Genomic DNA, 14,907 nt, shown 5'->3' with positions numbered 1-14,907 from the left:
TGCGTCCGTTACGGCACCCGCTTCCGCCTCGCGACGGTGCGGATGATGATATAGAGCAGTATCGTGAGCGCCGCGAACACGATCAACACGAAATAGCTCGGCTGACTTTCCCGGATATCGGCGGTGAGTTCCTCCGCCCGCGCTTTGTTCGTCCGTATCTTATCATCGATGAAAACGACGATGCGCTCGCGGCTCGTTTCCCGGAAGCCGTACGTCTTCGCGAGCGCCTTCACGTACGACGCATCATGCGACATCCGTTCTATATCGCGTACAAGACGCGCGTTCTCGTTCGTCATGACGGCGATATCGCGCTCCATGCCTGCTATCCGCGAACGCACCTTCGATTGGTTGATGATGCCGACCTCGCTCAGTACGAACACATAGAGGGCGATGAGCACATATCCTGCGGCCGCGATGAGGATAAGGACAGGCCGCTTCATCCCATCGTCCACTTCGCAAGGAATTCGGTGTGCGCCGCACCTTTCGCCATCGAATTGAGTATGGTTACCGATGTGGTTTTGCACCCGTATATCTCAAGCGCACGCTCCATCCATCCAGCGATACGCTGTTCGATCATCTCGTTTATTTCGGCGAACGCTGTGATGCGGATGAGGCCTTCGGTCTCTCCGCGCTGTTCGACCTCCATTGCCGACGGCCGGTAATAACTGGGAAGTATGATGCTTCCCATCTTGAGGATGAAATGCACGGACCCGAAGCGCAGGAATGTCTTGAATATTCCCTTGAGCCCGATGTCGGCGCTGAGCCTCCCGACCTTCCACGCAAAGGATATCTCTCCGTTGTAGAACAGTTTGCTCAGCACAATGGACGGCTCAAGGTACATGCTCGTGAGCGGGTACCAGTTCTTGTGCGGTATGGGGTTCTCGAACACGGCACGTGCTCCCGCGGGCAGCGCGGCGAGCCACTGTGTGAACGCGTCCTCACCGAATTCGTTCTTAATGAACTCCGGCATCGATGCGATGGCGGCGCCTTTCACTACCATCCCGGCCCCCGCCGCTGCTTTTGGGACATCGAGGATTATCTCCGGCGACGGCAGCGCGACGGACCCATCCACACGGTACGTATCGATTATCTCCTCGACGGCGGTAACGCTCCTCGTCGTCTGTACGGTGCGTTCCAGCAGCGATTGTATCGCTTTGTTGAGGTCTTCAGCGTTCTGTGCCATCTCGCGCATCTTCTCAGTTATGGCGGTGGATATCTGCGTGAGGCGCTGTATCGATGTGTCATTATCCGCTGAAGCGTTCTCAAGCGTCGAAAGCCGCGATTTTATGACCGCGAGCGATTCATCTATCTGCGTATAGTTCTCTTTCACACGGGCCGTCATGCCCGACACCTGGGTGATGGCCGTGACCATTTCTGCGATGCCTGCAGACTCCTCATCGGTAGCGTGTTTCACCTCGGATATTATCGTCGAGACCGTGCTCGTCTCGGACGCGAGCATGGTGAACGTTTCCGCCGTACGAGAAAGATCGGCCGCGGTGCCTTTGACGCTGTCGGCGATGCGCTTGAGCGAGCGCTTCGCTTCCTCAGCCTGCCTGTTCGATGTTTCCGATAATTTCCTCACCTCGTCGGCGACGACGGCGAAGCCCTTGCCCTGTTCACCGGCATGCGCCGCCTCTATGGCCGCGTTCATCGCAAGAAGGTTCGTCTGCGATGCGATACCGCCGATGACGGTGACGAAATCGCTGATCCCGCCGATGGCCGAAAGCACCTCGTTCATCTTGGTCACGGTGCCTTCCATGAGCGTCCTGCTCTCCTGGGCCACGGTAAAGAGTTTCTTTGATGATTCATCCGCCTTGGCGCTCACCGTGCCGATGCTCTCGGTGGTCTTCGACATCTCCTCGGCAGCTGCGGCTATCTCCTCGATGCTCGACGCCTGCTCGGTTATCATCGTCGACAGTGCGGCCGTTTTCGACAGTATGCCGTTGACCGCCGAGACTATCTCCCCGACAGCACCGATGAGCGCATCGTTGTTCGATGCAGCGCCCGACACGAGCGAAAACTGCTCTTCGATGTTCTTCTCCACATCCTTCGTCGCAAGGGCCATTTCATTGACCGTCGTCGCCCCCGTAACCATCTCGGTGGATACGGCCTCGCTTTCCTTGCGCGACACGACAACATTCTTCTTAACGGTAACCACCATATCGCTGAAATGGTCGGCAAAACGATTGAACGCGGAAGCGAGCGTACCGACGACATCGCGCGCTGCGACCGGAAGCCGACGGGTAAGGTCGTGGTCCCCGGCAGCTATCTCGCCCAAGGCGCCGGCCAGGTGCTTGAGGGGGGATGTAAGGGAAATGGCGATGAAAAAAGAGAGTATCAACACGGCGGAGAGAACGACCAGAAATATGATGATGAGATTGAATCGAAGTTTGCTGAGCGGGGCGCTCAGTTCCTCGGCAAGAACATCCGCGCACACGATCCAATCGGTCTCCGGGATGTATGTGTAGCGGTAGATTTTCATTTTTCCTTTATTGTTGTTCGCTGCGGACGCCTGCAGTGCCGTCAGCGTTCCCTCTTTCTTCGAAGCCATTTCCTTGTGCTGGGGTGTGTTGCGTATGGTGCCTTCCAATTCTTTCATCGGATGAACGACCTGTCTCTGCGATGAGTCGAATATCTGCACATAACCAGTTTTTCCGACCTTTTTACTGAGTATAAATTCCCGAAGATCTCCAACGTCTTCTTCTTTCGTTCCGACGTACAGGCATCCGACTACCGCTCCGGAGGCGTCGTGCACGGGCTTATATCCGGTTAGAAACCATCCGGTGACTACGAACGCGCGTCCGTAGTACTCCTTCCCCGCGGCGACAGCCTGATACACGGGCGAATTGGTCGGGATGTACGTGCCGATAGCGCGGCTGCCATCGGCTTTTCGCACCGAGGTCGACACTCGGATCATCCCCTCGGGTATGAATTGAAAAATCGTCACGGTACCGCCGATATAATCGGTGATACGATCGATTAGCTCGTTATTTCCCGAAACTACAACGCCATCGACACGCATCACCGGCAGTATGTGTTTTCCTTTCTCATGCGTTATTTGATTCTCACTGGCAAACGTCATCGTCGCCCGTCGATCGGCGGATATTTTCTTTTCAACGTACTTGTTCGCCAGAGCAAGATTTCGTTTTTGTCCGTTGATCGCCATGACGACCACCGATCGAACGGAATCGATCGATTCGCCGATGAGCCGCGTATTCATCTCGGAAACGAACGCAGTAAACAGAAAAAGGCTTGCGATACCGGCGGCCAGAATCCCGACCGCGGATGCCGCACACATATACAAAGTTAATTTACTGCGAAAACCGATTGCCACACTGACCTCCTGTGATCACTTCTTTTCGTCGATCACGATTCCTTTCTTGTCCAGTATCTCTTTCGCTCGGTTCTTCACCTTGGTCACGCGGGCATTCTTATACATATCGCGAATGGCCGTGCGTGCGCTCTCCGATGCGGGGCCATCGCCGTCATCATACTCGGCGAGCGCATCGAGCACGGCAAGCACGACATCGGTCGAGGCCTCGGTAGCGAGCCGGAAGAGAAGCAGCTTCTTCGTATCCTCGCCCTTGTACTGTGAAAGCCCCTTGACCGCGGTCTCACGCACCCGCTCTGAATCGCTTTTTGCCGCGTCGATGAGTTCGCGCTTCACATCGGTGAACGCGCCGTATGCCGGAAGCACATAGATGACACGCGCGGTAAGTTCCGACACATCCTCGGCCAGAATGGATTGAAGCACGGACCAGTTCTCCCTGGTAGGGAATGCCTTGAGCGCAACAATGGCCTGATACCGGACGAAGGCGCTTTCTCCGGCATCGCGCGCAGCATTGCGTATGTGCTCTTCCGCCTCGCGCACGCCTATCTTTCCGAGGGCGGCGATGATCTCGCTTCGTGTCGATTCCTTCGTCGCTTCGTTCGTATAAAGCGCAATGAGGTTCGTCGCTGCGTTTTGCGACTTTATCTCGCCAAGCGCCTTGATGCATCCCTCGAGCGATACCGTATCCCGGAGCGTAAGTCCCTTGATCATGAACTGCTCGAGGTCCTTTTCCGGATAATACACGAGCATGCCGTACGCTTCTTTTGAAACGGCATCGTCCTCGTCGGCGAGCGCTGCAAGCAGTATGGGCTTTGCCCGCGCATCGATGACTTCCTTGAAGAACGCGAGTATGGCGAGCTTTACCGGACGCTTGCGTTCGCCCTTATAATGTTCGGAGATGATATCAAGTTCGCGATCGCTCTTCGTCTTCTTTATCCTGTCAAGCGTGCCGCGTATCTGCGCCGGTGTCCCGTAGAGGAACGTGCGCTTGGTGTTCGCAAGCGCTTCTTCCGCTTTCGATGCATTATCAGCTGTTTTTGCCGCAGCGGTCGCCGCTGACGATGATGCGGAAGCGGCAGTATTTGTCGGGGCTGCTGGAAGCGGGAGAATAAGGAATGGTAAGAGGATGATGATACGCTTCATATCGGTATGCCTTGCACTACAGAAAGTCCAAGGTCCATTATATCGCATTCGAAGAAAAATTTATACCGTTCTGCCGACCTCGTTGACGGCCTTGCCGATAAGCGTGTCATGCGTCATGATGCTCCGCGAGTTGAGCTCATAGGCGCGCTGCACTTCTATCATGGCGACCATTTCCTGCACGGCATTGACATTGGACGATTCCAGATGACCCTGAAGCACTTTCGGACGATCGATGCCGACCTGCGCGTTCATCGCCTCGCCGCTCACTTCGGTGGCCGACCACTGCGACTCGCCTTCTTTCTTAAGGAAGCGTTCGTCGTCAAAGCGTACTATGCGGAGGCGATCCGCCCTGTCGCTGCCGCGCCAGTCGTTCTCCGTCATCTGCACAAGGCGCTTGTCATCGCCCTCGAGGTCGCGATTGACGAACACCTGTCCGCTCTCGTCGACCATGAAATTGTTGGTTTTTATCTTTATCGGGCCTTCTTCGCCGAGCACGCGATAGCCCTGCTTGGTGACGACATAGCCGTCTTTGTCGAGAATGAACGAGCCGTTCCTGGTATAGCGTTCACCGGCCGGGGTTTGTATCGCAAAAAAGCCTTCGCCCTCGAGCGCGAAATCGAGCGGGTTTTCCGTTGCTTTCAGCGATCCCTCGCTGAACTCGGTGAACACCTCGTTCGTCTCAACACCGGTACCGAGGCGTCCGACATACGGGCGCATATCGGTGGAACCGAGCGGGCAGAGCACCACGCCGTCATCGTCGGTACGGGCAAGGCGCATCTCGGGATATGCCTTAAGACAGGCTATCTCGCGTTTGAACCCTTCGGTATCGACGTTCGCGAGATTGTTCGCGACCACGTCCATGCGGTATTGCTGGGCCATCATGCCGCTTGCGCTGGTGTAAAGTCCTCTGACCATAGTTCTCTCCCGATATCGATGTCATTATCAATTATCGGGAAAAACCCGGGCGGCATAAGGATTTTTTGGGTTCCGGATGGACCGATCACCGCGTCTTGCGACGGCTTTGCGGGCGGATATCATTTCAGTTTAATAAGCGCCACTTCACCGATGGCTATCTCGCCGGCACCGATAGTATGCGCACGGGCGAGGTCATCGGCAGTGAGCTCTTCCTTGATCACATAATCGTCGATCTGGAATCGGAAGGTCTTGACCGCCGCGCGGTTGAGCGCATCGAACTGTTTCGTGCTCTGTTCTCGCAGCTGTTCTTTATTGTTGAAGATGAAATGAACGGTAGTCCAGCCTTTTTCATAGAGCACCGGCACCGCATAGATATCGACGGGATTGCCCTTATCGTCGAATATCACGAGACCGATCTTGCGGATACCGCCGTCGTTCCTTATCCGAAGCGCAATGCCGTCCCATCCGTTGATGTCGGTGACCGGCGAGGGCATGGTGATGCGTATCCAGTCATTGCGGAAACCGGCGTTGTTATAGGTGAACGAGAACACACGGGCTGAGCCTTCCGTATCGTCGGTGATATCCTTCCCCGGCTCTATCGCTGCGGCGGGCGATTTGCCTTCAACATTGAAATTCTTCTGCCCAAGCGCGCCGTCCTCGACGTTCTTGAATTCAGGCGAGAGACAGCCGTTCAGTGATGCCGCTTTCTCAAGGGCATACGTTTTGCGTTCAAGCGTCTTCACAAGCCCGGAAAGCGTCTGCGCCGGCGCGGTGTACTGCTCCGACGGGACGAATGATGTTGCATGCTTTAGTCCCCCGTGCGTGGTGAACTCCGCGCGCACGCGCTTCGTGCCTGCGGTGAGCGCTATCTCTGTCTTCGCACCGGGAGCGATGTCAACAGGTTTCGATGCGTTATCCCCGGAGATAAGCGTAAAACCCTTGAGCGCATAGGGCATGATGTTCACGATGCGTATGACGGCAGCGCTGCCCTTTGCCCATGCCCCGGAGACGACGGCATGATCGAAGTCGCGGTAGAGGTAGCGCACGAAATCGCGGTACTCTTCATTGATCTTCATGTTCGCGAGGGTAAGATCGGGCTTCTGCCAGACGCCGGAAAGCACGCCGACATGGCGTTCATAATAATCGAAGAGACCGCTGTAGAGCATGGTGCCGCTGCCGCCGGCTGCGAGCATCTTTTTAAACGTCTTTTCCTGATACGGAATATGGAACGGGATATTGTTCCAGTACGGGAGTTTCCAGTAAAGGCTCGGGCAGTCCGTTTCGGAATAGACGAACGGCGTGTTGCCGCTCACCGCTTTCACTTTCGCGAAATCGAAGCTGTCCGGATCGATGTAGTGATTGTAGCCTATCACATCCTGACCGCCGGTGATGCGCTGCGATTCCATCATGAGGTTCGCATAGATGGCCGGGCGTTCATAACCGTCATCACGGCGCACATAGTCGCGCATGGTCTTTAAGAGCGCAACGAGCGCCTCTTCGCGTTCGGGCTTGTTGCCGGTTTCGATCTCATTGGCCGTGTTCCATCCGAATATCATCGGCGAAAGCGATGCGGAAGCGATATAATCGGCGATCTCATTCGTCGCCGATTCCTCGAAGGTGTACGTTTTTTTCGGGACCGGCTTCGTCCAGTCTGCTATCTCTTTGCAGGAGAAATTCCCGCTCACGACCGGGAACACCATGACGCTCTGGAACTGATCATAGTCCTTGAACCAGAGATGATTACCCTGCGGCGGCCGCACGAGGTTCACGTTCATGTCCATGAGAAGCTCGATGAGGTCGGCTGCTATCGGCTCCGGCCACAGAAGATGACCGTTGAGCCCCTTGACGATGAACTCCTCGCCGTTGAGATATATCTTCCCGTTCTTCGGTTCGATGATCACCGTATGCCAGGTGCCATCGGCCGAATCATTCCCGGCGTCAGATGCCAGCGATACCGCATATGACTTCTTGCCGAAACCGTTCCTGCTCTTCACGGCAAGATCGATGCGTGATGTTCCCGCCGCTATCGAGACCGACTTTTTCTGTTCGCCGGCAGCAGTGAGCGAGATCGCTGCATTCACGGTCTTACCGGTCCTGTTCACGCAGGTCACGCCGAAGCGGTACGCGCTCTCGACCATGCCTTTTTCCGCCACGCGTATGTCGACCAACCGTATGAATACCCCCTGTGCGCATTCGAGCGATATCCCTTTCTCGATGCCGGCAAGCCCTTTCGCACTTGGATAGGGGAAATTGCGCCATATCCATTCGCTGCGTGTCGGGTTATCGAAGAAGCGTATCGCGATGACATTTTCACCGGTACGGAAAAGTCCGCTCACATCGATGCGCCGCGCTTCGGGTATCGGGAAAAGGTTCGCCATCATGCCGATACTGCCGCGCACTTTGCCCGCGCGTTTGCCGTTCACGAACACTTCCGCTTCGTCATAAAGCCCGTCGATGACAAGTTCGGCGGGGAGCGCACCGCTCACCGACACCGTTCTCCGTGCCCAGACATGGCCGCTATCGGCGAAACCCTGCTCCTGCCAGAAGCCGGGGAAGCGCACGGTTTTCCACGATGCGTCGTCAGTACGTTCTTTCGCGAATGACAGATCGTCCTTCGTGTTGAATTTCCAATCGCCGCCGAGGTCGATGACAGTACGCGGGGCGGCGGTAAGCAGGGCGGAAAGTACAATGGCGAGAGCGGGTATCAGTATTCGTCTCATGGGCATCCTCCGATACCGGTAGTATACGTCATCTATCGGAATAAGAAATGCACTTTCAGAAAATGCACTTTTCGTTCATGTGCTCAATTCGATGCGAAAGCCGCGAAATGGTACTGCTGGCATGCGACACGCAACACTTTCGAGATCGACGACAGAACATTTTGGAACAAGGGGTCACGGTTCCCGAGCGACTCGCACTGAGCTGTGTCGAAGTGAGTCGAGGGATGACCCCTTGTTCTCTGATTTCGCGGCGGTTTTCCGAGATCTTTTTCTGTACGCAAGCGGTGTAATGCCGATATCCTTCGTGAACAGCCTGATGAAATTCTCGTACGATGCGAAACCGGATATCGACGCGATGCTCTTTACCGGCTTGGCCGTAGTGCGCAGGAGGAGCGATGCCTGCGCGAGCCGACGCTTCGTTACTGCATGCACAAAATTATCACCGCAGTACTTCCTGAACTTCCGGAGGAATGTTCCGTGATCGATGCCGAATTCAGAGGCGATGCGTTTTAACTGTAATGGCGCCGCGAAATACCGCTCGATATAGGAGTGCGCCGTGCGGCGGAACATCTCCTTTTCCTGCACGCTGTCGGAGAGCGAGCGCTTGAGCGATGAACGCCGGATCACCATCGTCGGCTCTATCGCGATGCGCGTGCCGTTCTTTGCGCGCCCCTCGATGACAGCAGCAAGGAGCGACACGCTCTCGCTGCCGATGCGGTATGCGTTCTGGTCGATCGTGGTAAGGAGTTTCGTCAGCCGCTGCGCCTCGGCACGATCCGTATCTATCGTGCAGGGGATATTGTCGAACCCGGTCACCGCGATGTCCTCGGGAACAGAAAGCCCGCGTGCGGACGCATACTGTATTAAATGATAGGCGATATGATCGCTCTCGCAGATGACGGCGCTCGGGTGCACAGGGATAGTGAGTACGGCATCGAAGGCCGCCGCCATGTGTGCGGGAAGGCTTTTCGAGAACGCGGTCACTTTCCTCAGCCGCGACTGTGCCGCACGAAAGACCCGCCGTTTGACATTGAATCCGACGACACATTCCTGCCGCACAGGGAGCGAATGACTTTCCATGACCGCAGCGAATGCGCGGAAGCGCTCGAGCGCATACGGCTCATACTTGAGCGATATATAACCGATGTCGCGGTGCCCTTCAGCGATAAGATGCTCGGTCAATTTCTCCATTCCCGCGCTGTTGTCGGGAAGCGCGCATACACCCGGCAGCGTGTTCGACAGCACCGAAACGAATGGGATCCGCTTCAGAAGACGCCGGAAATGCGGTATCTCCTCTTTGAGCTCCCAGGGGCAGGCCGCGATCACGCCGATATATCGCTTATACTGCCCGCTCGCTATGAAGCGCGGTATCGATGTGCCCTTGTCGAGGAATATCGGGAGGAAACCAGCATCTCCTGCGCCGTCGGATACGCCGCGGATGAAGTCGGAGAACAGCCTGTTCGCGGCGAGGTTCTTGAGGAAGAACTGCTTGTTGATGACGGCTATTGAGCGTGCCGCCGCCGCTGGAATACGTGCCATGTCGTTCACCCGCTGTCGAGTATAAACCGCAGGCACTATGCGTCAAGCACTGTCAGTCGTTACGAGCCATGGCATTCGCATCGCCGGCGAGGCCTGCCGTCCTCAGCGAAACGCCCGCAAGCGGCGGGAGGGCGAATGCGTTTTTATCGAGATAGAAGTATGCCGTCGAAGACCAATCGTCCTGCCGAAAGAAATTCACCCACGGCTCCGGGTTCTGCGGCTGACCGATGTCGATGCGGCCCTGTTCATAGAGCATTTCGGTCCCTACTGTCACGGGAATAAGCGGAGCATTCTTTGCCGCCAGCTGTGCCGCCACAGGGCGAGTATTCCCGCCGATGGTCTGAATGCCGCTGCCGCTCCGGTACAGTTCCATGCGTCACTCCCGCGGTACGACGAGAATATCATCGAACATATTCCTGCCGTTGCCGCGGATATATATTTTTTCAAGCGTCGGTATGACAATATCGCCTGCGCTTCCCTTGCGGACGCCATCGATGGAAAGCGTGAGCGTGCGCTCTTTCGCATTGTATTCCATCTCCATGAGCGCAAGCGGGCTCGCGGTCGCCCGGTGTCCGCTCGCCGTCGGTGTACTGGCGCGCTTTGCGTTCTTCTCGTTGAATTCGACCTCGCTCGATTTTGCTACCGTCATGAGATGAACATCGCCCTGACCGTTCGCATGCGTCAGGCCGTTGTACGTCCATGTCATGCCGACGCCGTTGCCGCCGCTCGTATCGGTAAGCCAAACACTTATCGCACGATTCGCTTCGATATGGAGCATCCGTGTCTGCACGCGGAACGACCCCGATATCGGCGCATCGAAGGGTGCGCTGAAAAGCACATTGCCGACGATGAAATTATTGTTCTCGGTGACGAAACGCTCCTTCACACGGCTTCCGATGCCTCCCCCTGAAGGCCAGGTCTTCGTCCATTTCGTTTCGCCGCTCTCGAACCGGCAGGCGAACACGGCGCCGGTGTCCTTTTTCCAGTCGGCATCCGCGGTGCTGACCGCAGCGCCGTCATCGGGCGGCGGGAATTCGTAGTTCGGTACGGCAACGAGCTTCGGCGTGCCCCAATTGCCAGCGGCATCCTGCGCGCGGAACCATACGCACTGCAGTCCCGGTTTTTCAAGACGCGCAATGGATATCGGCACATAGTACCGCACACGCTTTACCGAACCGTCGACAGGCTGAGGGTCTGTCGGGAACATTCGTTCCTCGCGCGGTGCACCGAGCACGGATATCTGTGCGATGCGCTTCTGCCCGAGGCCCGATGTCCGTATCTTCAATGATCGATTGCCGTCGATAGCGACCGGCACCGGCGTTGTCGCCGTACGTGCATGCCATCCCTCCCAGGTATCCACGCCGATGTCCTCGGGTTTATTGTGCGGCGCAAGTCGAAGCGATATATTCGATACTATCGTGCCTTCGAAACGCTTGAGCGGCGCTGCCGCTGTCATCTCCGCGGTAAGTCCCTCGAGCGGATTGATGGGATCGAGCGCATACACAGCGCCGACCGTCGGCAGTGCTCCGACCTGCGGCGCATCTTTCGCTTCGAAATTGAGCTCGGTACTGAGCGCGGTTGATGCATTCCCGATGCGGAAACGGCTCATGGAAAGCGTTGTTGTGGACTGCAGCGGCGAATTCACCGTCTGTGCGGGTGCAAGTGCGCCTGAAACAAGCGTAAGATTACCGCTCGCAGCATCCTCGCCGGGCTGCTGTGCGCGCCAGTGCCAATCGCCTTCCCATACAACCTCAAGCTTGACAACGGGATTCATGCTGTCAGCGACAATAACCTCGAAGACATCGCCGCGCTGATGCGATCGCCGCACACGTTCTATCATCGGGCCCGCACCGTCTCCGTAGCCGAGCTTCTCCCATATCGTCGGATGCACTGCGGTCTTCGGCGGATTGGGCGGCGGGATGAAATCGATACCGCGGAGCGCAGCGAGCGTGCGGCAATAGAGATACGGGTCACCGGCGAAGCCGTCGACATCCCAGCCCGGCTCAAGCGCGGTCGCCTCTTCCCAGTCATTCCATGAGGAGAGCATGATGAAATCGGAACCGGCCGCCGCCGCATTCGTCGTGATATCGATCATACGCCGGCTCCGGTAGCCGTACATCGGCACTCCCGGCGGACGCCACGGCTGCGAGCTGTTCTCGAATTTGATGTGGTTGAGATTCGATGCCTTCTTTTTACTTTCATGCGCTTTGGCGACTATCGTGAATACATCCTGTCCGCTTTTCTTCCAGTCCCAGGCGCGTGTTGTCTTGTCCTGGTAGTGACTGCTCGCCCCGCAGATGATGGCAGCGACATTGTCTATCTTCACGAGCTCATCGACATTGCCGAATATCATCCAATAGACAGGGCCGACCGCTTTTTCCACCGCATCCATCATTTTCTTCGTCGCATCCGCACCGATCCAGAACCCGAATGTCTGATAATAGTAGATCGGCTTTCCCTCGAAACGGCCGAACCCCGGATGCGAGCCGTATTTCTTGAGGAAACGTATCACGCGCTCGGTCATTATCGCCGGATCGCGCGGGGCGCCTTCCATGAACGCGACCTCGTCCATGAAGAAGATCTGGAATTTCTCCTCGGCCGCCATGGTAAGAAGTTCATCGATGAAACCGCCGCCTTCCTGCGCGAACACTTTCCCCCCGCCGTCGGTGGGGTGCACCATGATCGCAGCACCGCTGATGCCCGCCGCACGCATGCACCGCATCTGCCAGCGGATGATATCGCTGTTCTTCGAATCATAGAGTCCGGGGAGCGGGTACCCGTTCCTGTCCCAGTCAAGGCGCCACGGCTCGAGGAATTGGTTCATCGTTATCGACATGTGCGAAAGTTCGCGCGTCGGATCGGGGTACGGGAACCCCCACCAAATATGCCATTCCTGAACATAGACTGGAATGCTCTTAAGCGCCCCGAATGCAGGGTCGCTCTTCGGGATGATGATATCAGGAACGATCGGCTCTGCAGCATGCAATGAGGAGATGATGGCCGCACATACAGCGCATAGTATCGGTGATGCGATGCGTCCCATAGATGCACCCTCCGTTGTCAATATGTCGTTGCCGTGCCTTTTTCGTCGATAACACGGATGTTCTTCACGAACTGATTCGTCGCGATGTTCATATCGCCGTACCCATGCACGTTCGTGCCGAAAAGACGGATGTTCTCGAACGTAATGCCTTCAACCGTGTTCTCGGGACCGTGTCCCTTGATGTCGATGAGCGGCATGTTCGGTGCGCTCAATAACTCGATGTTCCTGAACGTGATATTCCGCATATGACCGGGAAGCTTCGTCTTCGAATAGACGTTCGGTTTTATCTCAAGCTGAATGAGATCGACAAAGCCGTTGACGAGCGCCTTCTCTATCGACTCGATGCGTATGTCGGTGAAGGTCACATCATGCACCGTGCCGTTATCCCCTACGTGTATGGCGAGCGCGCGTGATTTATGCGCCGGCTGACGCACATGCAGTATGTCGATGTTCGTGAACATCACATTATAGACATTGTTGAGCACCTCGGTACCCACCGTGAGCGGATGCGCGAGATCGGTCCATATCACCGAATTCTCCGCGAGTATGTCGTGGCTGTGCAGGTCCTTCACTTCAATGGCGACCTTGATGACGATGCCGTCGTCATAGCCGCGGTAGAATACGTCGGAAATATGCACACGCTGGCAGCCCACGATATCGTTCTGGTCGGTATTGCCGTCCCTGGCGATGACCTTCACGTTGCGTATGCGCACATCATGCGACTTGCGGTACACGGTGCAGAACGTCTCCGCGTCGAGGAAGGTGATGCCTTCAACGGTAAGGCCGTTCGCGTTCCACGCGGAGAGACAATGCGTTGTTGATGGGTCTTTCTTATATCCGTTGAACCGCGCCTCGGTATCCACGATGCCGCGGCCGCGGATGACGACATTGTCGCTGTCCCTGATCGATATGCGGGCATGATGAAGGTATGCGCCGGCGGCGATGTACACGGTCTGCCCGTTGGTAGGCACTATCGCCCCGACATTCTCATGAAATCCCGGTCCGAAATAGATGACCGATGCGTTATTGCTCGCAGTGATCGGGTTCTTCTCGATGGGGTTGACGAATATGTTCACCGCATCGTCGATGCTGTCGTTCACTTCAACGATGTACTTGCCGGGACCGGGAACATCGAACCGTATCTTGTTATCCGCTACGGCCGCCGATATCTTTTTTGAAAGCGGGCGCACAACGGCGGATGTCGCTCCGGGAACTGCAAGTTCGATGACCGCCCCCTGATTGCAGTCGATGCTCCCGTGCAGCGTGATACCGCCCCACACCGGTGTCGTATAGAGCGGGATGTCGTATGCCTTCCCGTTCTTTATGAGCGATGCTTTTCGTCCTTCGGCGACCGGTGCGCCTGCCGGTGCCGGATACGACCGTATCTCAACGGATGTTCTGTCCTCGAGGTCATCGAATTTTCGTGCATGCCGGTACGGCGTGTTCGTGACGATACGCATCCCAATGACAAGCCCCGGTATCTGCGGTAAAGCCGGTTTATTCGTCGCTGCCGAGACCACGTTCGATGTCAGCGGGTTCATGAGCGGTGCAAGCGGCGTATCGGTGATCGCATCAAGATAGATGATACCGCCCTGCCCGACCGGTACGCTTGCAATGCCGAGAAAGATACGCGTGATGGCCGAGGGATCGATCTTCGTCTTCGTACCCGGGAGCGTGAGCAGCTCCGCTGCGAAAAGCGCTACCGCACGGAATTCTCCGGCAGCCGAGCGGAAATTGGTCAGCTGCATGACCGCGTTCGCCCCCGGCGATTCAAGAAGAAGATAGAAGCTTCCGCCCGCGGGGAGATCGCGCCCCATGAAATGTATGTATGCCGTTCCCTTAGTAAGATCGAGCGTGCCGCGCGGGATATTCATATCGAGACGGATATAATCGCCCGGCCCTTTCTGATCGATGCGTTTGAACTTCATTCCAACGGCGCCTTCGCCCTCGATCTTCGTTCCCGCAGATGTTTTGATATCCACTTCGAACGACGTCTCGGGCGATGCAACGGATTTCACCGCCGGCGGACCTTCGAGAGTATCGATCGGTATTATCGTCTTCCCGTACGCGAACGGCGACGCGAGGATCAGAGAACAGATAGCGATGTACTGTACAGCTTGTCTTATACGCATGATATCCCTCGTTTCATTCATGTCCGCGACAGTATATGCTGTTTTCAGGATCCTGTCTTGTACGGAATGGCATATGCCGAAATG

9 protein-coding genes are annotated in these 14,907 nt (G+C 56.4%); all 9 read right to left on the bottom strand.

The annotated features are described in order from the left end of the window. Positions 1–8: 8 nt before the first annotated feature. Complete coding sequence (locus AABZ39_02260; protein MEK6793573.1) at positions 9–440, bottom strand: septum formation initiator family protein; 432 nt, start codon at positions 438–440, stop codon at positions 9–11. After that, on the bottom strand, positions 437–3,334 hold the full coding sequence (locus AABZ39_02255; protein MEK6793572.1) for a Cache 3/Cache 2 fusion domain-containing protein: 2,898 nt from the start codon (positions 3,332–3,334) through the stop codon (positions 437–439). The genes AABZ39_02260 and AABZ39_02255 overlap by 4 nt, the downstream gene beginning before the upstream one ends. A 15-nt stretch (positions 3,335–3,349) precedes the next feature. After that, on the bottom strand, positions 3,350–4,474 hold the full coding sequence (locus AABZ39_02250; protein MEK6793571.1) for a hypothetical protein: 1,125 nt from the start codon (positions 4,472–4,474) through the stop codon (positions 3,350–3,352). A gap of 60 nt (positions 4,475–4,534) precedes the next feature. Then, positions 4,535–5,389 carry a flagellar basal-body rod protein FlgF gene (flgF, locus tag AABZ39_02245; protein ID MEK6793570.1) on the bottom strand — a complete coding sequence of 285 codons (855 nt, stop codon included), beginning with the start codon at positions 5,387–5,389 and terminating at the stop codon, positions 4,535–4,537. A 119-nt stretch (positions 5,390–5,508) separates the two neighbouring features. Then, complete coding sequence (locus tag AABZ39_02240) at positions 5,509–8,109, bottom strand: carbohydrate binding domain-containing protein (protein ID MEK6793569.1); 2,601 nt, start codon at positions 8,107–8,109, stop codon at positions 5,509–5,511. 174 nt (positions 8,110–8,283) lie between these two features. Further along, complete coding sequence (locus tag AABZ39_02235) at positions 8,284–9,648, bottom strand: substrate-binding domain-containing protein (protein ID MEK6793568.1); 1,365 nt, start codon at positions 9,646–9,648, stop codon at positions 8,284–8,286. Between the two features lie 52 nt (positions 9,649–9,700). Then, positions 9,701–10,021: a hypothetical protein gene (locus tag AABZ39_02230; protein ID MEK6793567.1), complete on the bottom strand. Its 321-nt coding sequence runs from the start codon at positions 10,019–10,021 to the stop codon at positions 9,701–9,703. Positions 10,022–10,024: 3 nt separating this feature from the next. Then, positions 10,025–12,691, bottom strand: a complete 2,667-nt coding sequence (locus tag AABZ39_02225) for a hypothetical protein (protein MEK6793566.1) — start codon at positions 12,689–12,691, stop codon at positions 10,025–10,027. A gap of 17 nt (positions 12,692–12,708) precedes the next feature. Then, positions 12,709–14,823 carry a glycosyl hydrolase family 28 protein gene (locus AABZ39_02220; protein MEK6793565.1) on the bottom strand — a complete coding sequence of 705 codons (2,115 nt, stop codon included), beginning with the start codon at positions 14,821–14,823 and terminating at the stop codon, positions 12,709–12,711. Positions 14,824–14,907 lie beyond the last annotated feature (84 nt).

This window comes from Spirochaetota bacterium (assembly GCA_038043445.1).
GTDB lineage: Bacteria > Spirochaetota > Brachyspiria > Brachyspirales > JACRPF01 > JBBTBY01.
Note: the sequence above shows the minus strand (reverse complement) of the source record. Positions and strands in the feature narration are given on the sequence as shown.

Coding starts and splice junctions, on each gene's coding strand:
- AABZ39_02260 (MEK6793573.1), bottom strand. CDS start 440: ATGAAGCGGCCTGTCCTTATCCTCATCGCGGCCGCAGGATATGTGCTC.
- AABZ39_02250 (MEK6793571.1), bottom strand. CDS start 4,474: ATGAAGCGTATCATCATCCTCTTACCATTCCTTATTCTCCCGCTTCCA.
- flgF (MEK6793570.1), bottom strand. CDS start 5,389: ATGGTCAGAGGACTTTACACCAGCGCAAGCGGCATGATGGCCCAGCAA.
- AABZ39_02240 (MEK6793569.1), bottom strand. CDS start 8,109: ATGAGACGAATACTGATACCCGCTCTCGCCATTGTACTTTCCGCCCTG.
- AABZ39_02235 (MEK6793568.1), bottom strand. CDS start 9,648: ATGGCACGTATTCCAGCGGCGGCGGCACGCTCAATAGCCGTCATCAAC.
- AABZ39_02230 (MEK6793567.1), bottom strand. CDS start 10,021: ATGGAACTGTACCGGAGCGGCAGCGGCATTCAGACCATCGGCGGGAAT.
- AABZ39_02225 (MEK6793566.1), bottom strand. CDS start 12,691: ATGGGACGCATCGCATCACCGATACTATGCGCTGTATGTGCGGCCATC.
- AABZ39_02220 (MEK6793565.1), bottom strand. CDS start 14,823: ATGCGTATAAGACAAGCTGTACAGTACATCGCTATCTGTTCTCTGATC.